18 protein-coding genes and 1 riboswitch are annotated in these 21,219 nt (G+C 73.6%); of the genes, 13 read left to right on the top strand and 5 right to left on the bottom strand.

All coding sequences use genetic code 11. The annotated features are described in order from the left end of the window. Window positions 1–60 precede the first annotated feature (60 nt). Complete coding sequence (locus tag ACIPW5_RS12795; RefSeq protein ID WP_401243977.1) at window positions 61–828, bottom strand: hypothetical protein; 768 nt, start codon at window positions 826–828, stop codon at window positions 61–63. Window positions 829–988: 160 nt separating this feature from the next. Between ACIPW5_RS12795 and ACIPW5_RS12790 the strand changes: the two genes are divergently transcribed. The 3 genes from ACIPW5_RS12790 to ACIPW5_RS12780 all read left to right on the top strand — a co-directional run bounded on the left by ACIPW5_RS12790 (window position 989) and on the right by ACIPW5_RS12780 (window position 5,332). After that, window positions 989–3,037: an N-6 DNA methylase gene (locus tag ACIPW5_RS12790; protein WP_401243975.1), complete on the top strand. Its 2,049-nt coding sequence runs from the start codon at window positions 989–991 to the stop codon at window positions 3,035–3,037. A 106-nt stretch (window positions 3,038–3,143) separates the two neighbouring features. Further along, window positions 3,144–3,827: a hypothetical protein gene (locus tag ACIPW5_RS12785; protein WP_401243973.1), complete on the top strand. Its 684-nt coding sequence runs from the start codon at window positions 3,144–3,146 to the stop codon at window positions 3,825–3,827. After that, window positions 3,824–5,332, top strand: a complete 1,509-nt coding sequence (locus tag ACIPW5_RS12780) for a protein kinase (protein ID WP_401243972.1) — start codon at window positions 3,824–3,826, stop codon at window positions 5,330–5,332. Before ACIPW5_RS12785 ends, ACIPW5_RS12780 begins: the two co-directional genes overlap by 4 nt. Window positions 5,333–5,366: 34 nt before the next feature. Here the strand turns inward: ACIPW5_RS12780 and ACIPW5_RS12775 are convergent, their stop codons facing one another. Next, window positions 5,367–7,772 carry a YfhO family protein gene (locus tag ACIPW5_RS12775; protein ID WP_401243970.1) on the bottom strand — a complete coding sequence of 802 codons (2,406 nt, stop codon included), beginning with the start codon at window positions 7,770–7,772 and terminating at the stop codon, window positions 5,367–5,369. 177 nt (window positions 7,773–7,949) lie between these two features. Here ACIPW5_RS12775 and ACIPW5_RS12770 point away from each other — a divergent pair, with 177 nt between their 5' ends. Together ACIPW5_RS12770 and ACIPW5_RS12765 are read left to right on the top strand one after the other, a co-directional pair. Continuing rightward, the gene (locus tag ACIPW5_RS12770) at window positions 7,950–8,576 is read left to right on the top strand and encodes a SurA N-terminal domain-containing protein (RefSeq protein WP_401243968.1); all 627 of its coding nucleotides are present in this window, start codon (window positions 7,950–7,952) and stop codon (window positions 8,574–8,576) included. A 28-nt stretch (window positions 8,577–8,604) separates the two neighbouring features. Then, window positions 8,605–9,615 carry a nucleoside triphosphate pyrophosphohydrolase gene (locus ACIPW5_RS12765; protein WP_401243967.1) on the top strand — a complete coding sequence of 337 codons (1,011 nt, stop codon included), beginning with the start codon at window positions 8,605–8,607 and terminating at the stop codon, window positions 9,613–9,615. A 39-nt stretch (window positions 9,616–9,654) separates the two neighbouring features. Here ACIPW5_RS12765 and ACIPW5_RS12760 read toward each other — a convergent pair whose 3' ends face one another. Together ACIPW5_RS12760 and ACIPW5_RS12755 are read right to left on the bottom strand one after the other, a co-directional pair. After that, window positions 9,655–11,271, bottom strand: coding sequence for an MFS transporter (locus ACIPW5_RS12760; RefSeq protein ID WP_401243965.1), 1,617 nt, complete (start codon window positions 11,269–11,271; stop codon window positions 9,655–9,657). A 65-nt stretch (window positions 11,272–11,336) separates the two neighbouring features. Then, a complete protein-coding gene (locus ACIPW5_RS12755) occupies window positions 11,337–12,509 on the bottom strand; it encodes a globin domain-containing protein (protein WP_401243963.1) in 1,173 nt (390 codons plus the stop codon). Window positions 12,510–12,658: 149 nt separating this feature from the next. Here ACIPW5_RS12755 and ACIPW5_RS12750 point away from each other — a divergent pair, with 149 nt between their 5' ends. The 8 genes from ACIPW5_RS12750 (at window position 12,659) to ACIPW5_RS12715 (ending at window position 20,880) form a co-directional block, all read left to right on the top strand. Next, complete coding sequence (locus tag ACIPW5_RS12750; protein ID WP_401243961.1) at window positions 12,659–13,933, top strand: cytochrome P450; 1,275 nt, start codon at window positions 12,659–12,661, stop codon at window positions 13,931–13,933. A 127-nt stretch (window positions 13,934–14,060) separates the two neighbouring features. Next, window positions 14,061–15,101: a transglycosylase family protein gene (locus ACIPW5_RS12745; RefSeq protein ID WP_401243959.1), complete on the top strand. Its 1,041-nt coding sequence runs from the start codon at window positions 14,061–14,063 to the stop codon at window positions 15,099–15,101. Between the two features lie 275 nt (window positions 15,102–15,376). Beyond that, window positions 15,377–15,551: riboswitch (cyclic di-AMP (ydaO/yuaA leader) on the top strand. A 2-nt stretch (window positions 15,552–15,553) separates the two neighbouring features. Continuing rightward, entirely contained in the window at window positions 15,554–16,294 is a 741-nt protein-coding gene (locus ACIPW5_RS12740; protein WP_401243958.1) for a transglycosylase family protein, read from the top strand. 316 nt (window positions 16,295–16,610) lie between these two features. Further along, window positions 16,611–17,897: a phosphopyruvate hydratase gene (gene eno / locus ACIPW5_RS12735; protein WP_030028493.1), complete on the top strand. Its 1,287-nt coding sequence runs from the start codon at window positions 16,611–16,613 to the stop codon at window positions 17,895–17,897. A 126-nt stretch (window positions 17,898–18,023) separates the two neighbouring features. After that, the gene (locus ACIPW5_RS12730; protein ID WP_401243956.1) at window positions 18,024–18,512 is read left to right on the top strand and encodes a septum formation initiator family protein; all 489 of its coding nucleotides are present in this window, start codon (window positions 18,024–18,026) and stop codon (window positions 18,510–18,512) included. A gap of 43 nt (window positions 18,513–18,555) precedes the next feature. Further along, a complete protein-coding gene (locus ACIPW5_RS12725) occupies window positions 18,556–19,110 on the top strand; it encodes a DUF501 domain-containing protein (RefSeq protein ID WP_401243954.1) in 555 nt (184 codons plus the stop codon). Further along, complete coding sequence (locus ACIPW5_RS12720; protein ID WP_401243952.1) at window positions 19,107–20,048, top strand: exopolyphosphatase; 942 nt, start codon at window positions 19,107–19,109, stop codon at window positions 20,046–20,048. Before ACIPW5_RS12725 ends, ACIPW5_RS12720 begins: the two co-directional genes overlap by 4 nt. A 100-nt stretch (window positions 20,049–20,148) precedes the next feature. After that, the gene (locus ACIPW5_RS12715) at window positions 20,149–20,880 is read left to right on the top strand and encodes a hypothetical protein (protein WP_401243951.1); all 732 of its coding nucleotides are present in this window, start codon (window positions 20,149–20,151) and stop codon (window positions 20,878–20,880) included. A gap of 17 nt (window positions 20,881–20,897) precedes the next feature. Here the strand turns inward: ACIPW5_RS12715 and ACIPW5_RS12710 are convergent, their stop codons facing one another. Next, window positions 20,898–21,185: a hypothetical protein gene (locus tag ACIPW5_RS12710; RefSeq protein ID WP_401243949.1), complete on the bottom strand. Its 288-nt coding sequence runs from the start codon at window positions 21,183–21,185 to the stop codon at window positions 20,898–20,900. Between the last annotated feature and the right edge of the window lie 34 nt (window positions 21,186–21,219).

Here is a 21,219-nt window from a genome sequence, read left to right as displayed (position 1 = left end):
GGTCCCCCCCTGGGATCTGTTCAGAGCCCGGAGGGTATCCGGTGGCGCTGGAGTCCTGGGTCAGGACTTCTTCCAGGTCGCGCAGCCCGTGGTCTTGAAGTAGCCGTCCTGCGCGGAGACGGTGACGACGGCCGGGCCGGTGGGGTTGTCGTTGGCGGCGATGGAGTCGACGTCGTGGGCGGCGTTCTTGGCGCGCTCCCAGTAGCAGCCGGCCGAACCCGCGGCGGGGCCGCTCGACTTGTAGGTGCCGGGGGCGAGGTCGAGGCCCACCTTGAACATGCCGCCGTCGCCGGCGGCCTCGGTCTTCGGGGCGTCGGAGACGGCCTTCGGGTCGACGGCCTCCCAGTCGTTGCAGCCGGTGGACTTGAAGAGCTTGTCGCCCGCCTGGACGGTCACGTAGCTGGTGCCGACGACGTTGTCGTTGGCGATGATCGACTCGACCTCGCCCGAGGCGTCCTTGGCGCGCTCCCAGTAGCAGCCCAGGCCCTTGTTGCCGGTGGTGCGGTAGGTGCCGGGCTGGAGGTCCGAGCCGACCTGGAAGGTGCCGCTGCCGCGCATCGCCGCCTTCTTGGCGTCCTTCTTCGGCTCGGCCGGCTTCGGGCTCTGCGTCCCGCCGCCGCTGCCCGCCTTGGGGCTGCCGCCGGTGGAGGAAGAAGAGGAGGAAGAGGAAGAGGCGGCGGGCTTCTTCGCGCCGGTGTCCTTCGAGCCGCCCGTGCCGCCGCCCCCGGTGCACGCGCCCAGTGCGACGAGGGTGACGAGCGCTCCGGTGCCCGTGAGGACCTTGTGGCGGACGATCCAGCTCTGGCGCGGGGTGGAGGACTGGGACATGGGTGTGCTCCTGTCTCGGATCTCTCGGGGCGGCCGGCGTTCTCCGCTGTTGACGGGATCATCACAACAGAGGGTGTGAACCGAGTCAACACGATTCACGTGATTGATTGGATTCACGCTGTGAAGTGGATTCCAGGCTGTGTACCGGTATGCTCCCGGCATGCTGGAGGAGAACGTCCCCGAGGTCACCGCCGCCGAGATCGCCCGCCTGGCCGGGGTCGGCCGGGCCGCCGTGAGCAACTGGCGCCGCCGCCACCCCGACTTCCCCAAGCCCGTCGGCGGAACCGAGACCAGCCCCTCCTTCGCCCTGCCCGCAGTGGAGGACTGGCTCCGGGCCCAGGGCAAGCTCGCCGAGGTCCCGCTGCGCGAACGCGTCTGGCAGCAGATCACCGCCCACCCCGGCGGGGCCGTCGCCGCGCTCGTCGAAGCCGGCGCCGCACTGCTCGTCGTACGGGACCGCCCCGCACAGTGGCTGGAGCTCGCCGCCCTCCCCGACGAACGGTTCGCCGAGCGGCTCCCCGCCGTACGCGCCGAGGCGCTCACCGCCCGGCTCGGAGCCGGCCACCCCGTGCCCGCGCTGCCCGCCGCCACCGCCGTACCGCTGCTGCGCGCCGTCGCCGAACTCGCCGCCGGACCCGGCGCCCGCCAGACCTTCGAGTTCCTCCTCGGCCGCCACCTGGAGGCCAACCCCCGCCAGTACACGCTCACCCCCGACGGCTGCGCCGAGCTCATGGCCGGCCTCGCCGGACCCGGGATCCGCACCGCCCTCGACCCCGCCTGCGGCACCGGCAGCCCCCTGCGCGCCCTCACCGGCGCCGCCGTCCTGCACGCCCAGGACGCCTCGCCCGAACTGGCCGCCCTCGCCGCGCTCCGCCTCGCCCTGCACGGCTCCGCCCAGGTCCGCGCCGCCGCCGCCGACAGCCTGCGCGCCGACGCGTTCCCCGACGCCGCCGTCGACGCCGTGCTCTGCCACCCGCCGTTCAACGAACGCAACTGGGGCCACGAGGAGCTCGCCTACGACCCCCGCTGGGAGTACGGCTTCCCCGCCCGCACCGAATCCGAACTCGCCTGGATCCAGCACGCCCTGGCCCGGCTGCGCGAGGGCGGCACCGCCGTACTGCTCATGCCGCCCGCCGCCGCGGCCCGCCGCTCCGGCCGCCGCATCCGAGCCGACCTGCTGCGCCGCGGCGCCCTGCGTGCCGTGGTCTCCCTCCCCGCCGGCGCCGCACCCCCGTACGGGATCCCGCTCCAGCTGTGGGTGCTGCGCAAGCCCGCCCCCGGAGCCCCCGCCCCCGCCGGACTGCTCCTCGTGGACACCGCCGGCCTCGACCCCGACGGGCCCGCCCGGGCGCGGGCCGCCCGGCCCGGCGTGCGCGACGCGGTCCTCGCCACCTGGACCGCGTACGACCGCACCGGCACGGTCCCCGAGACCCCCGGCGTCAGCCGCGTCGTACCCGTTGTCGAACTCCTCGACGACGACGTCGACCTCACCCCCGCCCGCCACCTGCCGCCGCCCGCCGCCGGCGGCGGCCTCGCCGAACTGGCCGCCGTACGCGAACGCCTCGACGGCACCCTCGCCCGCGCCGCCCGGCTCACCCCGCCGACCGCGTCCCCCGCCGGGCGGTCCGCCGCCCCGCCGTCGCAGACCACCGTCGGCGAACTCGCCCGCGCCGGAGCCCTGCTGCTGCGCGCCGGCACCGGCACCGGACCCGGCGAACTGCCCGTCCTCACCGAGTACGACGTCTACGCCGGAAACGCCCCCTCCGGCACCGCGGCCACCCCCGGCCCCGACACCGGCGAGACCCTCGTCGCCGAACCCGGCGACGTCGTCGTCCCCGTCGTCGGCGCACTGTCCGCCGCCCGCGTCGTCACCGAGGACCCCGCCAGCGGAGCCGGCGCCGTCATCGGCCGCAACCTCCAGCTGCTGCGCCCCGACCCCGCCGCCCTCGACCCCTGGTTCCTCGCCGGGTTCCTGCGCGGCACCGCCAACACCCGCCGCGCCAGCAGCCACGCCTCCACCGCCACCCGCCTCGACGTGCGCCGGCTCCAGCTGCCCCGGCTGCCCCCCGCCGAACAGCGGCGCTACGGGGCGCGGTTCCGGGCCCTCGCCGAGTTCGAGGACGCCCTGAGGCTGGCGGGACGCCTGGGGGAGCAGCTCGTACAAGGCCTGTACGACGGACTCTCGGACGGCAGCGTCACACCGGACTGACCGTGCTGCGACCCTGCAACGGTTGGGTCCATCCCCTCACGAACGGCCGGAAACGCTGTATACGCTTCGAGCCGTCACCTATCCGCACGGCCCGTCAGGAGCACCGATGCACGGCCCCGGCATCCCGCCGCAGCAAGGCCCGAGCGGCCACCGGCCCCTCTCCGGGGGCGCGATGGCGCTGCGCGTGCTGTTCACGGCGCTGCCCGTCCTCACCTGCGGGTTCTTCGCCTGGGGCTCGATGGTGCGGCTCGCCATCCTCACCCGCAAGGGCCGCGACTGGGCGCTGCTGGTGCTGAGCCTGCTGCTGTCCGTCGTGTGGATCGTCTTCATCGAGCTCGACCCGACGGAGAAGACCAACGGCTGGCAGGGCAACCTCGGCGCCGGCGGCTCGATCTTCACCGGCTTCGCGATCTGCGTGTACTACCTCGTCTCCGACATCAAGCACCACGAGGCCAAGGCCCTGGCCCCGGCCCCCTGGTACCCGCCCGCGCCGCAGGCCCCGTACGCCCAGCACCACCAGCCCCAGCCCCACCAGTCCCACCAGCTCCACCAGCCGCAGCCGCCGCACCAGACCACGCCCGGCTACGGCTACCCGCCGGCCCAGCAGCCGCCCGCCCAGCCGCCCGTTCCCCCGCAGCAGCCCGGCCCGCCCCCGCGCCTCGGGCAGGTCCGCGCCGAACTCGACGAGCTCAGCGAACTCCTGCGGCAGCAGAACCCGCCCCGGCCCCCGCAGCCCGGCGGCCCCTACCAGGACCCGAACTCCACGGCGATCCAGGACGACCGCCCGTGACCGAGCGCCTCATCGGCGAGCGCTACCAGCTCGCCACCGTCCTCGGCCAGGGCGGCATGGGCCAGGTGTGGACGGCCTACGACCGCCGCCTCGACCGCCGCGTCGCCGTCAAGCTGCTGCGCCCCGACAAGGTCGCCGGCCCCGGCACCGTCGCCGAGGAACTCCGCCGCCGCTTCGTGCGCGAATGCCGGGTCACCGCCCAGGTCGACCACCCCGGCCTGGTCACCGTCCACGACGCGGGCAGCGACGGCGACGAGCTCTACCTCGTCATGGGCTACGTCGAGGGCTCCGACCTCGCCGACCACCTCGCCGAACACGACCCCTACCCCTGGCCCTGGGCCGTCGCCGTCGTGGCCCAGCTGTGCGCGGTGCTCTCCGCCGTGCACGCGGTGCCGATCGTCCACCGCGACCTCAAGCCGCGCAACGTGATGATCCGCCCCGACGGCACCGTCCTCGTCCTCGACCTCGGCGTCGCCTCCGTCATGGACACCGACACCACCCGCCTCACCAGCACCGGCTCCCCCATCGGAAGCCCCGCCTACATGGCCCCCGAACAGGCCATGGGCGGCGCCGTCGGCCCCTACACCGACCTGTACGCCCTCGGCGTGCTGCTGTACGAACTCCTCAGCGGCGGCGTCCCCTTCGCCGGCACCACCGCCCTCGGAGTCCTGCACCGCCACCTCTACGAACCCCCGGCCCCGGTGCGCCCGCTGCGCCCCGAGATCCCCGCCGAGCTGGAGGCCGTCCTGCTGCGCCTCCTCGCCAAGGACCCCCAGGACCGGCCCGGCTCCGCCCAGGAGGTCTACGAGGCCCTCGCGCCGCTGCTCCCGGTCCCCGGCAGCCGCCACCCCTCCGGCCCGCTCGACCCCACCCGCCCCTTCCTGCGCCCCCAGGCCCCCTGGCCCGACCGGGCCGCCGCCGTGCCCCCGCGCCCGGCCGCGCCCCCCGCACCGCCCCGCCCCGACATCCCCGGCGCGGTCGACGAGGCCCGCAAGCTGCTGGACCAGGGCCGGCTCACCCAGGCCGTGGACATCCTCGGCAACATCCTCCCGGCCGCCGCCGCCGAGCACGGCGAGCACTCCCCGGTGGTCCGCAGCCTGCGCAAGCAGTACGCCGCCACCCTCATGGACGACGGCCAGTACCGCCGGGCCCTGCCCGAACTGCGCCGCCTCGCCGACCAGTCCCCGGCCGGGGACCCCCAGTCGCTGCGCTTCCGCTACGACGCCGCCCAGTGCCTGGAACAGCTCGGCGAACCGGCCGCCGCCCTGGCGGAGTACCGCTCCCTGCTGCCCCTGTTCGAGAACCACTACGCCAATCCGGACCCGGGCCTGCCGCTGGAGGTCCGCCGCCGGATAGCGCACCTGCTGCTCTCCCTCGGCGACCGCGCCGCCGCCCACGACACCCTGGTCCGCCTCCTCTACGACGCCGACCGCGTCCACGGCCCGGCACACCCCCTCCCCGTGGAGGTCCGCCGCACCCTCCAGTGGCTGGGCCAGGTGCGCTGAACCGCCCCCCCGGCGGCCCGGACGCCGGGGGCTCCTACACCGCCGCGCCCCCGCCCCGCCGGCGCCGCCGCAGCGCCAGCCCGGCCAGCACGAGTACGGACACCCCCGCGACGGCCGCCCCGGCCGGCAGGCCCGGCGGGCTGAACGCGCAGCTCACGGTCGTGCTCCGGCCGTCCAGCGGGACGGCGAGCAGGCCCAGGCGGGACTGCCCCGGGCGGCCGTCGCAGCTCCAGCCCGCGATGGCCGGCACCGCGACCACCGCCGTGCCGGCGCTCCCCGGCGGCAGGGCGGCGGTCAGCCCCGACGAGGTCACCCGGACCGCGGTGGCGGCCTTCGCCCGCAGCCCGGCGACCGCCGCGTGCAGCCGGGCCCCGTCCAGGCAGGACAGCGCCCACCGGTCGGGGGCCGGGCGGTCGAAGACGAGCTTCGAGGCGGGCCCGCGCGAGAGCCCCAGCGACTGGAGCGCCGCCCGGTTCTTGGGCGGGTTGCCGTTCAGCTTGAAGGGGCGCCCGCCCGTCAGCCGGGCCGTCGCGTTGTACTCCGGCGCCCACAGGAACGCCTCCGTCCCCGCCCGGCAGACCCCGGGCGCGACCGGGTCCTCGTACACCTTCGCGCCCAGCAGCAGCTCCTGGTTGGCGAACGGCGAGTCCCCGTACGCCCCGGGCTCCCCGGCCGGCCGGACGGTGACCAGCGGCAGGGCCTCGGCGCGGGCGACCGTGCCGTCGGGCTTCAGCCGGGCGCCCACCGCGAACAGGGCGTCCGTCACCGGGTTGTCCAGGCTCTGCACGCTGCGCCCGCGCGAGGTCGAGCCCGCGCCGAGCGCCGTCATCGTCCGCGTGAACACGTCCGGGGTGTGACTGCTGTAGTACGAGCCGCCCTCGCCGCCCAGCAGCACCGGGTCGTTGCCCGACAGCGCCGGCCGGCCCGCGTCGGTCCGGTACGCCGGCCAGCCGTCCGCCCCGGCCAGGGCGCGGGCGCGCGCGGTGTGCGCCGTGTTCCACGACGGGTAGTCGTCCAGCCCGGCCAGCTTGCCCTTGTGCCCGTACGCCGTCGTCGCCGCGGCCTGCGCCACCAGCACCGCCGCGAGCAGCCCGCCGGCCGCCGCCCGCAGCCGCCGCCGGTCCAGCGCCCGCCAGGCGGCGGCCGCCACCGCCAGCCCGCCCGCGAACAGCGCGTACCCCCACGGCGTCACCAGGGCGCTGCTCCCCGCCCACAGCGCGGCGGCCACCAGCAGCCCGGCGCCCGCCGCGAGCGCCCGCACCCCGGGCACGCCCGCGGCGAGCCCCGTCCAGGCGGCGATCACCGCGAGGCCGGCCAGCACGAAGGTCTGCCGGTACGCGCTGCCGTTCGGGGTGGCGAAGAGGTGCCACAGCAGATGGGTCGGCTCCCACTGCAGGGACAGCGCCACCACCGCCACCAGCCCCGCCCACCAGCAGCGGGTACGGACCGGCAGCGCCCGGTGGAACGGCAGGGCCGCGACCAGCAGCAGGGTCCCCGTTCCGACGAAGACGGCGGGGGAGTTGAACGAGTACGTGGCCGGCAGCAGCCGGGCGAAGAAGTCGGACCACGGCACCGGCCCGAACTCCTTGGACCAGCCCGGGTACGCCTGCTTCGTGCTGAGGAACAGCGGCACCAGCACCGGCGCCGCCAGCCCGATCCCCAGCAGGGTCGTCACCGCCGCCCGCCCGACCACCCGGGCCCGCTCGCGCACCCCCTCCCGGGTCAGCACCACCCGCACCACCAGCACCAGGGCCGCGCCGAGCGTGGCCATGTACGCGGTGTAGAAGTTGGCCGTCCACCCCACCGCGACGACCAGCACCCCGAGCACCGGCCGCCGCCCCCGCAGCGCCCACTCCCCGGTCAGGCACAGCAGCGGGAAGGCGACGAGCCCGTCCAGCCACATCGGGTTGTACGCGGCCTCGATCACCGACCACCCGCACAGCGCGTACGAGGCCCCCAGCAGCCCCGCCGCCCACCACGGCCCGCGCCGCTGGCCCAGCAGCAGCCACGCCATCGCGGCGGCGGCGGCCGTCATCTTGAGCACGGTCACCACGTACACGGCGAGGTCGATGTCCTCGCGCGGGAACACCGCCACGAGCAGGGCGAACGGGCTCGTCAGGTACGTCCCGAAGTCGGGCAGGAAACTCGTCCCGTACCCGGACTGCCAGTTGAACAGCAGCCCGCCCTCGGCCCGCCCGTGCAGCAGGTCCCACAGGTGCGCGTGGAACGGCACGAACTGGTTGCCGAGGTCGTTGACGCTGCGGTGGCGCCCCCCGTACGGGAACACCCGCGCGACGGCGTCCCCGCCGCACACGGCAACGGCCGTGACGAGCGAGGCGAACACCGCCCCGGACACCCCCGCAGCCCGCCCGGCCCCTCGCGGGGCCCGTGTCGCGGACCGGTCCGGAATCTGGCGCTGGGCGAGCTGAGATGTCGGCATGGTGCACCGACGATCTCAGGAAGGAAGGACTCCGCGGTGACCGGGGGGTGAACTCGCACCCCAACACCACCGGAATCGTTGGTCGAACCGGTGGCTCGGGCCACCCTGACTGCATACCATCGATCACCGCAAGGCCCTTGTGCACCGAAGCACAATCTCCCGGCCCTGGAGGCTCCTTTGCACCGTCGCACAGCGCTCTCCGTCTCCGCCGTCCTGCTCGCGGCGGCCCCCCTGCTGACCGCGTGTTCCGGCGAGACCCGGCCCGGTACCGCCGCCGTCGTCGGTGGTGAGCGGATCACCACCTCGGCGCTCCAGGCACAGGTCGGCGACGTGCGCGCCGCCCAGAGCACGTCCGAGCAGGGCGCGCAGCTGATCGGCGCGACCGCCGGGCTGGAGCGGCTGAAGCTGAACAAGATGATCCAGAGCGCCGTCCTGGAGCGGGCGGCGGAGGACGCCGGGCTGAGCGTGACGCCCAAGGAGGTCCAGGACGTCCGCAAGGCGCAGCTGGAGCAGCTGGGCGGGGAGAAGGAGCTGCGGGACGCGGCGCTCCAGCAGGCGCAGCTGGCGCCGGGGCAGATCGAGGCGGACACCCGGTTCAAGCTGCTGCGGGACAAGCTGTTCGCGCACTACGGCAGCCAGGACAAGGCGCTGGCCAAGCTGGCGGAGGCGGCGAAGGCGCTGCACATCGAGGTCAACCCGCGCTACGGGCAGTGGGACGCGCAGCAGATCCTGCTCGGGGACCAGAAGACGCCGTGGATCACCCAGGTGACCCGTCCCGAGCAGGCGGCACCCGCCGGAGCCTGAGGGCGGCGGGCGGGGGTAGGTTCGGGGGGTGAACGACACCTCCGCCTCCGCCGCCGCTCCCGCCGAGCCCACGGGCCGGATCGTCCTGCTGACCGCCAGCCACCGGGTCGCCCCCGGGCTGCTGTCGTGGCCGGCCTGGCAGACCCTGCACGCCGCGGACCGGGTGGTGTGCGCCGACCCGGGCCACCCGCAGCTGCCGTACCTGCGCGAGGCGGGGGTCGAGGTGGTGCAGGAGAGCCCGGACGCGCACGCGCTGGTCGAGGAGTGCGCCGGGGGCCGCACGGTCGTGGTGCTGCCCTCCGGTGAGGGCGACCAGCGGCTGACGGACGGGCTGGCCCGGCTGGCCGGTTCGGGCCGCGTCGCCATGCCCGACCTGGAGCTGCTGCCCGGCTCGTACGACCTGCCGGGGGCGCGGCTGCTGGACCTGGTGCAGGTGATGGACCGGGTGCGCCGGGAGTGCCCCTGGACCTCGCGGCAGACCCACGAGGGGCTGGTGAAGTACGCCATCGAGGAGGCGTACGAGCTGGTCGAGGCGATCGAGGACGGGGACCGGGACGCGCTGCGCGAGGAGCTCGGCGACGTCCTGCTCCAGGTGGTCTTCCACGCCCGGATCGCCGAGGAGGAGGGCGGCGGCGAGGACGGGGCGGAGGCCTTCTCCGTCGACGACGTCGCCGGCGACCTGGTCGACAAGCTGATCCGGCGCCACCCCCACGTGTTCGGGGACGCCACGGCCGAGTCCCCGGAGGACGTCAGCGCGCACTGGCAGGCCACCAAGGCGGTGGAGAAGCAGCGGGACTCGGTCACCGACGGGATCCCGCTGGGCCAGCCGGGCCTGGCGCTGGCGGCGAAGCTCGCCGGGCGGGCCCGTACCGGCGGGGTGGCCGTGGAGCTGCCCCGGGGCGAGGGCATCGGGTACGAGCTGCTGGAACTGGCGGCGCGGGCCGAGGCGTCGGGGACCGACCCGGAGACGGCGCTGCGTGCGGCGGCGCGCGTCTACCGGGACGCGATCCGGGCGGCGGAGGGCGTGGCAGCGGAGTAGCCCGGGGGCGCGGGCTTCCTCTGCCGGATCCCGCCGGGCCTACGCCTCCGGGGAGCGGGGCTGGGCCGAGGGGATCCGCTGGGTGAAGAACAGGGCGATCAGTGCGCCGAGGGCCAGCACGGCGAGGGCCGCGCGCAGGCCGTCGAGCCTGGCCTCCGCGTTCGCGTCGAGTGCGGCCTCGGACACCTCCGGGCTCGTGCCGGCCTCCGCGAGGGCGGTCTTCAGCTGGGCGTCGGACAGGAACGGCGCACCGCTCTCCAGCTGGACGGTCGCCCGGCTCGTGACGCTGTCGGGGACCGCCGGGTTCTGGTCGATGGTGGTCAGGAAGGAGGTGGTGAGCGAGGCGATCATGATCGACCCGGCGAGTGCCGTGCCGATCGACGCGCCGAGGTTCGTGACGGCGTTCTGCACGCCGCCGACCTCGTCGCTCCGCGCCTGCGGCACCGCGGACACGGTGACCGAACCGAGCTGCGAGGCGAGGGCGCCCATGCCGAGCCCGATCAGCAGCAGCGGGACGGTGACGATCTCCGCGCCGGCGTGCAGGTCGAGGGCGAGCATCAGGACCAGTGCTCCGGCGAGCAGCGCGAGGATCCCGAGCCGCACCACCCGCCGCGGCGAGGCGTCGGGGAGGAACCGCGGGATCAGGGTCGCGGCCGCGAGCAGGCTGACCGAGAGCGGCAGCAGGCGGGCGCCGGTCTCCAGTGCCGACAGGCCCAGTGCGACGGACAGGTAGAGCGGGACGACGAAGAACACGCCCATCTGTACGAGGTACTGGAAGAAGAACATCGTCAGGCCGCCGGTGAGCTGCTTGTTCTGCAGCATGTCGGGGTCGACGAGGGGGTCCCGGCCCCGCTCGGCGAGCCGGGCCTCCCAGCGGAGGAAGAGCCACAGCAGCGCGATGCCCGCCAGGACCAGCCAGGTCGTCAGGGACACCCCCAGCCATGCGGGCGCGCCGGGCTTCGGCGTGAACCAGCCCCACTCGTCGGACCGGAGCACGCCGTAGACGAACGACCCGAGCCCGAGCGCGGACAGGACGACGCCGACGAGGTCGATGCCGCGGCGTTCCCCGGGCGGCGCGTCCGCGACGCGGCGCGCGAGCGCGAGGATGCCGAGCACCACCAGGACCTCTCCGGCGAAGACCCACCGCCAGGAGAAGTAGGTCGTCGCGATGCCGCCGATCAGCGGTCCGACGGCGATCGCGACCGCTCCCGCGGCCATTACGAGTCCGTAGGCGGCGGGGCGGCGTTCGACGGAGAAGTTGCCCGCGACGAGCGACACGATCGCGGGCAGGATGAGCGATGCCCCGATCCCCTCCAGGAGCGCCCAGCCCAGCAGCAGTACGCCGATGTTCGGGGCGAGCGCGGTGGTGAGGGAGCCGGCCCCGTAGATGCAGCAGCCGATCACGAAGGCGCGCTTGCGGCCGATCAGCGCCCCGACCTTGCCTCCGGGGATCATGAACATCGCCATCACGAGGGTGTAGGCGGTGATCGCGCCCTGGATGCCCGTGACGCTCGTGCCCACGTCCTCGGCCACCGTGGCGATCGAGACGTTCATGACGGAGCTGTCGAGGGCCATCAGGAACTGTCCGGACGCGAGCGTCAGCAGGACGGTCCGCGCTGTGCCCGCATTCTTCGGCGTATCTGCCCGGGATGACATGGCCGCATGCTTCCAGCCGTTCGGGGGCTCGCGGGACAGACCCGCCGCGCAGTCCGCGAGACGGCCTAGTCGCGCGGGGCGCGGGCCGAGGGGTTGTGCCAGTGCGGGGGCGGGCGGTGCAGGAACCACTCGCCGAAGCCCAGGGGCCGGGTGCGCTGGGAGCCGGTGACGGGGACGGCGTCGTGGAAGAGCCGGTCGGGACGGGCTCCGAGTTCCCGGAGGAGGAAGGAGGTCTCCTCGACGAACAGGGCCGGCCCGCTGAGGTAGACGTCCTGCTCCCGCCACAGGGCGCGGTTGCCGAGGGCGGTCGCCAGCCGGTCGGTGGCCTGGTTGCGGTGCTGCCCGGGGGCGGGGGTGATGTAGGTGACGCCGAGCCAGCGGCAGGCGGCGGCGTGCCGGTCGATCAGGGGCCGGTCGTAGAGGTACGCGGCGTCCCGGGCGACCACGAAGAGGCGTACGTCGTGATCGGGAGGGCGCTGGAGGAGTTCCTCCAGCAGGGCCCGGACGGGTGCCCAGCCGGTGCCGGCGGCGATGAGGGTGAGGGGGCGGTCGTCGCGGCGCAGGGTGAGCTGTCCGCCGGGGGCGCCCAGGCGCAGCACCTCGCCGGGCAGGACGTCGCGGACCAGGGCGGTGCTGAGCCGGCCGCCCTCGATCCGGCTGACGTGCAGGTCGACGGTGCCGTCGGGGCGGGGGGCGTTGCCGAGGGAGTAGGTGCGCCAGGTGGTCGGGACGCGGTCGCTGCTCACGCTGACGTACTGGCCGGGCCGGTAGGGCAGCGGGGTGCGCGGTGCGAGGGTCAGTACGCCGATGTCCTCTCCGTACTGGAGGTGGCGCACCACCTCGGCCTCCCACCAGGGGGGTTCGTCGCTCTCGGCGGCGCCGGCCGTCATGGCGTCGGCGATGACCTGGTAGGCCTCGTACCAGGCCTTCTCGACGGCCGGGGTCCAGGCGTCGCCGGAGGTCTGGGCGAGGGCGGCGATCAGGCTGGTGCCGACGGCGGCGTAGTGCTCGGGGGCGACGAGGAACTTGCGGTGGTCGCGTCCGAGGTCGCGTAGATAGGGGAGGAGGGTCCCGCTCTCCAGGTGGGCGACGACGTGGGTGAGCGCGGCGAAGAGCCGGTCGCGCTGGCGTTCCATGTCCTCGGCGGAGGCCGGGAAGAGTTCGCGGAGCCCGGGGTTGTGCCAGAAGAGGTGGGAGTAGAAGTACTTGACCGAGTGCTCGGCCCTTCTCTCCACCACCGCGAAACTGCTTTTCAAGATCCTCACATCCACAGAACCGAAAGTAGGAATGTCGCAGAACCCGGCGTCAAGTGATGTCCGATCTACGGACAGCCGCGACGAAGCGGCCATAAGGGATGGCCGGCGGCGGGCCGGGATACGGTCGTCGGGTGCACGATCAGACCTCCGCCGCCCAGCCCGACCCGTCCCGTCCCGAGGGGCCGACGCTCTTCGACTGGGAGTTCGCGACCGACCCGTACCCGGCCTACGCCTGGCTGCGCGAGAACTCCCCGGTGCACCGCACCCGGCTCCCCAGCGGGGTCGAGGCGTGGCTGGTGACCCGGTACGCGGACGCCCGCCAGGCCCTCGCGGACCAGCGGCTGAGCAAGAACCCGGCGCACCACGCGGAGCCGGCGCACGCCAAGGGCAAGACCGGGATCCCGGGGGAGCGCAAGGCGGAGCTGATGACGCACCTGCTGAACATCGACCCGCCGGACCACACCCGGCTGCGGCGGCTGGTGTCGAAGGCGTTCACCCCGCGGCGCGTGGCGGAGTTCACCCCGCGGGTGCAGGAGCTGACCGACCACCTCATCGACCAGTTCGTGGAGAAGGGGGAGGCGGACCTCATCCACGAGTTCGCGTTCCCGCTCCCCATCTACGCCATCTGCGAGATGCTCGGCGTACCGCGCGAGGACCAGGACGACTTCCGCGACTGGGCGGGGATGATGATCCGCCACGGCGGCGGTCCGCGCGGCGGGGTGGCCCGCTCGGTGAAGCAGATGCGCACCTATCTCGGGGAACTCATCCACCGCAAGCGGGACGACCTGGGCAATGACCTCATTTCCGATCTGATCCGGGCGAGTGACCACGGAGACCACCTGACGGAGGCCGAGGCCACGGCGATGGCCTTCATCCTGCTCTTCGCCGGCTTCGAGACGACCGTGAACCTCATCGGCAACGGCATCCACTCCCTCTTCATGAACCCGGACCAGCGCGAGCGCCTCCAGGCCTCCCTCGCGGCCGGGGAGAGCGCCCTGCTGGAGACCGGCGTCGAGGAACTGCTCCGCTACGACGGCCCCGTGGAGCTCGCCACCTGGCGGTTCGCCACCCGGCCGCTGACGCTCGGCGGGCAGGACATCGCGGCCGGGGACCCCGTGCTGGTGGTCCTCGCGGCGGCCGACCGCGACCCGGAGCGGTTCGCCGACCCGGACACCCTGGACCTCTCCCGGAGTGACAATCAGCACCTCGGATACGGCCACGGGATCCACTACTGCCTCGGTGCCCCGCTCGCCCGTCTCGAAGGGCAGACGGCGCTCGGAACTTTGCTGAAGCGTCTGCCGGATATGGAACTTGCGATTCCCCCTACGGACCTGCGCTGGCGCGGCGGACTCATCATGAGGGGCCTGCGCACCCTCCCCGTCCGCTTCACAGTCCCGAACGAATGAGTCCGCGAGCGAAGCGGGACTGACCGGAAGTCAGTCCGCAACTCGGTCCACCGTCGAACTTGTGACATCCGTTCGAAGGCGGCTAGGTTCTGCCGTTACCCCGCCGTTATGCGAAAGGTGCAGTCTCATGCTTCCCGGGAACGGCCGCCACAGACGCCCCCGCCAGGTACCCGCGCTCGTCGTCACCGCAGGAGTCACCGGCTCCGCGCTGGCCATGCCGCTGCTCGCCGCCACCGGTGCGAACGCGGCCGACACCGCCACGTGGGACAAGGTCGCCGACTGCGAGAGCGGCGGCACCTGGAGCGCGAACTCCGGCAGCGGCGCCTACGGCGGCCTGCAGTTCACCCTGGAGCAGTGGCGCAACGCCGGCGGCCTCGCGTACGCGGAGCGCCCCGACCTCGCCAGCCGCTCCCAGCAGATCGCGGTCGCCGAGCGGGTGCTGGCCTCCCAGGGCCCCCAGGCGTGGCCGCTGTGCTCCGCCTCGGCCGGGCTGACCCAGCAGGGCCCCGCGCCCGAGGTGGACCCGGGCGACAAGCTGAACCCCGGCCCCGTGGCGCCCACCCCGACCCGGCCCGACGACTCGGTGCCGAACGCGGGCAAGGGCAAGCCCTCCACCGACTTCGGGGCCCCGACCCCGGCGCCGGGCACCCCGTCCAACCCGAGCGGTCTGCCGGACTACCCGCTGGGCCCCTCCAGCGGACTGCCCGTCATGCCCGCGCCGGACTTCACCGTCCAGCCCACGACGCCCGGCACGCCCACCCCCACCCCGGGCACGCCCACGCCCACGGCGCCGGGCACCCCGACCGCCCCGGGCGCCACCCCGACGACTCCGGCCACGCCGGGCGCCACTCCCACCCCGGGCGTCACGCCCACCGCCCCGGCCACCCCGGGCGACCCGACGGCCACCCCGTCCGCCGGGGCGACCGACGGCTCGGGCAAGCACCGCGGCCCGGCCGCCGTCGAGGTGCCGGGGGCACCTGGCACGGCGTCAGCACCCGCCGGGCAGCCCGTCTACACCGTGAAGGCGGGCGACAGCCTTTCGGACATCGCGAAGGCCAAGGGCGTCGAAGGCGGTTGGGGCGAGCTCTACAAGGCCAACGAGCAGGTCATCGGTGGGGACGCGGACCTCATCAAGCCCGGACAGAACCTGGATCTAACCAAGAAATAGGGGGCAGTTCGGACATCCATTAAGAGTTGAATGTCCGTTATCGCCAAATGAGACATGCATCTCTTCCGGACAACTGGCGTGTCTCGTTCCGGAACTGTTGCAAACCCCCCTCTCACCTGCGCAAACGCGCTTCCGAGAGTGGCAAGTAGGCCGGTTTCTCCCCAAAATCGCACGTTGAACATCGGGGAGAGACCTGTCTACCTTCTGAATCGCTCGCCACCGCGGGCTCCTTCGACCGCATCGCCGAATCCTGCCGGCGGACGGAGGGAACAGTCGTCGCGCAAGCGCCGAAGGCAGGAGCGGGGGAACCAAGGTAGGCGCCGGGAAAGGCCGTTGAGAGACGGTCCGCGTACCGGCTAGGGGTGAAGACACGCGCCGCAATCCGCGTGACCGGGCAACTCATCCGCCCGAACCCGACAGCTCACCTCGAAGGCGTCGGTGAGGAGAACTCCATGCTGCTTTCCGGCAAGGGCAAGCACCGCCGCGGCTCCAAGGCCGTCCGCATCGTCACGCTCGCCGGTGTCGCCGGTGTCGCCGTCGCGGCCCCGCTGATGGCCGCCGGTACCGCCAGCGCCGCCACCGCGGCCGAGTGGGACAAGGTCGCCGCCTGCGAGTCCGGCGGCAACTGGTCCATCAACACGGGCAACGGCTACTACGGCGGCCTGCAGTTCTCGTCCTCCACGTGGGCCGCGTACGGCGGCAAGGCGTACGCCTCGCAGGCCAACCAGGCCACCAAGGGCCAGCAGATAGCCATCGCCGAGAAGGTCCTCAAGGGCCAGGGCAAGGGCGCCTGGCCGCACTGCGGCGTCGGCCTGTCCAACTCCTCGTACAACGGCGGCGGTTCGACCACCCCGGCCAAGCCGAAGCCCGAGACCAAGCCGGCCCCGGCCAAGCCCGCTCCGGCCAAGCCGGCCCCGGCGAAGCCCGCTCCGGCCAAGCCGTCCACGCCGAAGACCGAGACCGAGACCGAGACCAAGGGCTCCGGCTCCGGCTCGGGCAACTGGACCCCGTCGAAGCCGTCGACCGGCACCCCGGCGACCGGCTCCTACACGGTCAAGGAAGGCGACACCCTCGGCACCATCGCCGACGCCAACAAGGTCAAGGGCGGCTGGGAGAAGCTCTTCGAGCTGAACAAGGACACCGTGTCCGACGCCGACCTGATCTACCCCGGCCAGAAGCTGAAGCTCGGCTGAACCTCCGCGTAACACTCGCGGCACCCCGCAGCATCCCCGCCGCCCGGCGCGTATCCCCCCACGCGCCGGGCGGCGGCGTGTCGTCCGCGGGTCCCCGCATTCCGGAACCGGACGACCGGCTTCCGGCATCTCCTCTCCCAGGGAGCCGGGGAATTCAAGGGCCCTATGTCCCGGAAGGCGGGTATTCGGCCCCTTTTTCGTCCCAGGACCCGGGCGGTCGGGCAGCCCACTGCCCGGAGCCGGTTAGGCTCTAGTCGGCAGGGCCGTCCCACGGCCCACACGCCACCGCACACCCAGCGTCACATCCCAGAAGGAGATGCTCGTGCCGTCCATCGACGTCGTCGTAGCCCGGGAAATCCTGGACTCCCGAGGCAACCCCACGGTCGAGGTCGAGGTGGGCCTCGACGACGGCAGCACCGGCCGTGCTGCCGTTCCGTCCGGCGCCTCCACCGGTGCCTTCGAGGCCATCGAGCTCCGTGACGGTGACCCCAACCGTTACATGGGCAAGGGCGTGGAGAAGGCCGTCCTCGCCGTCATCGAGCAGATCGGGCCGGAGCTCGTCGGCTACGACGCCACCGAGCAGCGCCTGATCGACCAGGCGATGTTCGACCTCGACGCCACCGACAACAAGGGCTCGCTCGGCGCCAACGCCATCCTCGGCGTCTCCCTCGCCGTCGCGCACGCCGCCTCCGAGGCCTCGGACCTGCCGCTGTTCCGCTACCTCGGCGGCCCGAACGCGCACCTGCTGCCCGTTCCGATGATGAACATCCTCAACGGTGGGTCGCACGCCGACTCCAACGTCGACATCCAGGAGTTCATGATCGCCCCGATCGGCGCGGAGTCCTTCTCCGAGGCGCTGCGCTGGGGTGCCGAGGTCTACCACACCCTCAAGAAGGTCCTGCACACCAAGGGCCTCTCCACCGGCCTGGGCGACGAGGGCGGCTTCGCCCCGAACCTGGAGTCCAACCGCGCCGCGCTCGACCTCATCATCGAGGCCATCAAGCAGGCCGGCTACACCCCGGGCAAGGACATCGCGCTCGCGCTCGACGTCGCCGCGTCCGAGTTCTACAAGGACGGCAAGTACGAGTTCGAGGGCCAGTCCCGCTCGGCCGCCGAGATGACCGACTACTACGCCGAGCTCGTCGAGGCGTACCCGCTCGTCTCCATCGAGGACCCGCTCTTCGAGGACGACTGGGCCGGCTGGAAGACCATCACCGACCGCCTGGGCGCCAAGGTCCAGATCGTCGGCGACGACCTCTTCGTCACCAACCCCGAGCGCCTCGCCCGCGGCATCGAGGAGGGCTCCGCGAACGCCCTGCTCGTGAAGGTGAACCAGATCGGTTCCCTGACCGAGACCCTCGACGCCGTCGAGATGGCCCAGCGCAACGGCTTCAAGTGCATGATGTCGCACCGCTCCGGCGAGACCGAGGACGTCACCATCGCCGACCTCGCCGTCGCCGTGAACTGCGGTCAGATCAAGACCGGCGCCCCGGCCCGCTCGGACCGCGTCGCCAAGTACAACCAGCTGCTGCGCATCGAGGAGATCCTCGACGACGCCGCCGTGTACGCCGGCCGCAGCGCCTTCCCGCGCTTCAAGGGCTGACACCGCCTCAGGGCGGAGCCCCCGGGGGGACACCCCTGGGGTCTCAGCCTCCGTACGTCCCCGCACTCGGTCCCGTACCGTGTGCGGGGACGTATTGCGTAGTGCGCGCACAGGGGAGGCGGGGCCATGGCCGGGAACCGGGATCGGTTCTCCACCTTCTCGACGGCGACCCGGCTCAAACAGCTCGGCGAACGGACCGCGGCCCACGTCTACCGCTCGCAGTCCCGCCGGCACATCCGCCGCAGCCGGCTCACCGGCCGCGCGGCACTGCTGGTCCTCGTCCTCTGTACGCTGGTCGTCGCCCTCGCGTATCCGATGCGCCAGTACGTTTCCCAGCGCTCGGAGATCACGGACCAGCAGCGGGCCGCGGACACCGCACGCAAGCGGCTCGAACAGCTCCGCGACGAGAAGGCCCGCTGGCAGGACCCCGCGTACGCGGAGCAGCAGGCGCGCAAGCACCTGCACTTCCTGCGCCCGGGGGAGATCGGCTACATCATGACCGACCCCGGGGCCGCGGCCCCGGAGCGCCGCCGCGGCGGCCAGGACGGTTCCGACCGCCCCTGGTACTCCAACGTCTGGGACGGCGTCGACAAGGCCGACCGCCCCGGCGAATGACCCACCCATCACGTACGACCGAACGAAGAGACTTCCTCCAGGCATGCAGACGCCCCCGCCCCAGACCGACCGGACCGAGCCGACCGACGCGGACATCGAGGCGTTCGAGCAGCAGCTCGGCCGCCCGCCGCGCGGGCTGCGCGCCATCGCGCACCGCTGCCCCTGCGGCCAGCCGGACGTCGTCGAGACCGCACCCCGGCTGCCCGACGGCACCCCCTTCCCCACGCTGTACTACCTGACGTGCCCGCGCGCGGCCTCCGCGATCGGCACGCTGGAGGCCAACGGCGTGATGAAGGAGATGCAGGCCCGGCTCGCCGAGGACCCGGAGCTCGCCGCCGCGTACCAGAAGGCGCACGAGGACTACATCCAGCGGCGGGACGCCATCGAGGTGCTCCAGGGCTTCCCGAGCGCCGGCGGCATGCCGGACCGGGTCAAGTGCCTGCACGTGCTGGTCGGCCACTCGCTGGCCGCCGGCCCCGGGGTGAACCCGTTCGGCGACGAGGCCCTGGCCATGCTGCCGGAGTGGTGGGCCAAGGGCGCCTGCGTCACCCCGTGCGGGGAGAAGAAGGAAGAGGAGACCGGGGAGGAGTCCGCATGACCCGGGTCGCGGGCATCGACTGCGGTACGAACTCCATCCGCCTCCTGGTCGCCGACTGCGACCCGGTCACCGGCGACCTGGTCGAGCTCGACCGGCGGATGACCGTCGTCCGGCTCGGCCAGGGCGTGGACCGGACCGGCCGGCTGGCTCCGGAGGCGCTGGAGCGCACCTTCGCGGCCTGCCGCGAGTACGCCGGGGTGATCAAGGAGTTCGGCGCCGAGCGGGTGCGGTTCGTGGCCACCTCGGCCTCGCGCGACGCGGAGAACCGGGACGAGTTCGTCCGGGGCGTGCTGGACATCCTCGGCGTCGAGCCCGAGGTGATCTCCGGCGACCAGGAGGCGGAGTTCTCCTTCACCGGCGCCACCCGGGAGCTCGTCGCGCACGAGCACCTGGAGCGGCCGTTCCTGGTGGTGGACATCGGCGGCGGCTCGACCGAGTTCGTCGTCGGCGAGGACCGCGTACGGGCGGCCCGCTCGGTCGACGTGGGCTGCGTCCGGATGACCGAGCGCCACCTGGTGGTGGACGGCGAGGTCACCGACCCGCCGACCGCGGCGCAGATCGCCGCCATGCGGGCCGACATCGAGGCGGCCCTGGACCTGGCCGCCGAGACGGTCCCGCTCGCCGAGGCACGCACCCTGGTGGGCCTCGCGGGCTCGGTGACCACGGTCGCCGCGATCGCGCTCGGCCTGACCGCGTACGACTCGTCGGCGATCCACCACTCCCGGATCCCCTACGAGCGGGTCCGCGAGATCAGCGAGCGCATGCTGACCGCCACCCACGCCGAACGCGCCGCCATCCCCGTGATGCACCCGGGGCGGGTCGACGTGATCGGCGCGGGCGCCCTGGTGCTGCTCGCGATCATGGAGCGCATCGGCGCCACCGAGGTCGTGGTCTCCGAGCACGACATCCTGGACGGCATCGCCTGGTCCGTGGCCTGACCGGACTGGACGCCGCGAGGGGCCCCGCGGAGCGCGGGGCCCCTCGCGGCTTCGCGCCTTCCGGGGTCCCGGAGGCGTGTCCGGGGGTAGCCTCGCAACCATGATCGACAACTCCGCCCCCGCCGACGCGCTCCGCGCAGTGATCGCGGACCTCGCGGCCGTCCCGGACCCGGCGGACCGTGCTCGCGCGGTGGCGGCGGTCCTGGACGCCGTCCCGGGTCTCCAGGCCGAGCTGCGGGCGGTCAGGCAGGCCGCCGTCGTCGAGCTGCGGGCCACCCGGTCGCTGGCGGAGGTGGCCGCCGTCCTCGGCATATCGGTGCCGCGCGTCTCCCAGATCGCCTCCGGCATCAGCCGCAGCGCGCGGCACGGGGCGGCGTCCCCGGAAGAGCCGGAAGAGGACGCCCGGCCGGCCGGGCCCGCCGCCCTGGCGCCCCCGGCCGGCCGGGACGGCGTCACCTTCGCCGAGATCGCCGCCCACTACGGCAAGAGCGCCCGCTACGTCGCCGGGGACGACCGCTGGGGGCGCCACCCCGAGTGGCCCGCCCCGACGGGGAAGCGCGGGCGCAGCCTCGAGTACGACCCGGGCGCGGTGGCCGCGTTCGCCGCCGCGCACCACACCCGTGAGGCCGTCCCGCTGGACCCGGACCGGCTCTACACCGTGGGCGAGATAGCCGCGGAGACGGGCGTCCGGCGGGTCACCGTGGCGGCCGACATCAGCCGCGGCCGGTGGCCGGCACCGGACGAGGTGGGTGCGGACGGCACGAAGCTCTGGCGGGGGTCGACCGTCGCGGGGCACCTGGCGGGACGCCGCGGCTACCGCCGGTCCGGCTGACGGCGTCCGGGCGGCGGCTACTTGCCCTTGGCCAGCTGGTCCACCCTCGGTATGGACAGGCCCAGCATCTCCCCCACCTCCCTGAGCGTGCGGCCCTGGCGCAGTTCCAGGACCGCGGTGGTCCGCGCCTGCCGCGCGGCGCGCACGGCGTGGGGGAGCAGGTCGTCCGAGAGCAGGCGCGCCGCGCGTTCGCGCTCCAGCGGGTCCTCGATGCCGTCGAGGTGGGCGAGGGCGGCGCCGATGTGCTCGGCCATGAGGGCGCGCAGCTCCTTGAGCCGCGCTTCCAGGGAGTCCTTTTCGATCATGGACTCACCCTACGAGCGGGCCGGGCCCCCGCGG

The sequence above is a fragment of the Streptomyces sp. NPDC090077 genome, assembly GCF_044747545.1.
In the GTDB taxonomy this organism is placed as follows: Bacteria; Actinomycetota; Actinomycetes; order Streptomycetales; family Streptomycetaceae; genus Streptomyces.
Note: the sequence above shows the minus strand (reverse complement) of the source record. Positions and strands in the feature narration are given on the sequence as shown.

What these genes read in the sequence shown, in the direction of transcription:
- ACIPW5_RS12795 (WP_401243977.1), bottom strand. Translation starts at nt 828, where the DNA reads ATGTCCCAGTCCTCCACCCCGCGCCAGAGCTGGATCGTCCGCCACAAG.
- ACIPW5_RS12790 (WP_401243975.1), top strand. Translation starts at nt 989, where the DNA reads ATGCTGGAGGAGAACGTCCCCGAGGTCACCGCCGCCGAGATCGCCCGC.
- ACIPW5_RS12785 (WP_401243973.1), top strand. Translation starts at nt 3,144, where the DNA reads ATGCACGGCCCCGGCATCCCGCCGCAGCAAGGCCCGAGCGGCCACCGG.
- ACIPW5_RS12775 (WP_401243970.1), bottom strand. Translation starts at nt 7,772, where the DNA reads ATGCCGACATCTCAGCTCGCCCAGCGCCAGATTCCGGACCGGTCCGCG.
- ACIPW5_RS12760 (WP_401243965.1), bottom strand. Translation starts at nt 11,271, where the DNA reads ATGTCATCCCGGGCAGATACGCCGAAGAATGCGGGCACAGCGCGGACC.
- ACIPW5_RS12745 (WP_401243959.1), top strand. Translation starts at nt 14,061, where the DNA reads ATGCTTCCCGGGAACGGCCGCCACAGACGCCCCCGCCAGGTACCCGCG.
- ACIPW5_RS12740 (WP_401243958.1), top strand. Translation starts at nt 15,554, where the DNA reads ATGCTGCTTTCCGGCAAGGGCAAGCACCGCCGCGGCTCCAAGGCCGTC.
- eno (WP_030028493.1), top strand. Translation starts at nt 16,611, where the DNA reads ATGCTCGTGCCGTCCATCGACGTCGTCGTAGCCCGGGAAATCCTGGAC.
- ACIPW5_RS12730 (WP_401243956.1), top strand. Translation starts at nt 18,024, where the DNA reads ATGGCCGGGAACCGGGATCGGTTCTCCACCTTCTCGACGGCGACCCGG.
- ACIPW5_RS12725 (WP_401243954.1), top strand. Translation starts at nt 18,556, where the DNA reads ATGCAGACGCCCCCGCCCCAGACCGACCGGACCGAGCCGACCGACGCG.
- ACIPW5_RS12720 (WP_401243952.1), top strand. Translation starts at nt 19,107, where the DNA reads ATGACCCGGGTCGCGGGCATCGACTGCGGTACGAACTCCATCCGCCTC.
- ACIPW5_RS12715 (WP_401243951.1), top strand. Translation starts at nt 20,149, where the DNA reads ATGATCGACAACTCCGCCCCCGCCGACGCGCTCCGCGCAGTGATCGCG.
- ACIPW5_RS12710 (WP_401243949.1), bottom strand. Translation starts at nt 21,185, where the DNA reads ATGATCGAAAAGGACTCCCTGGAAGCGCGGCTCAAGGAGCTGCGCGCC.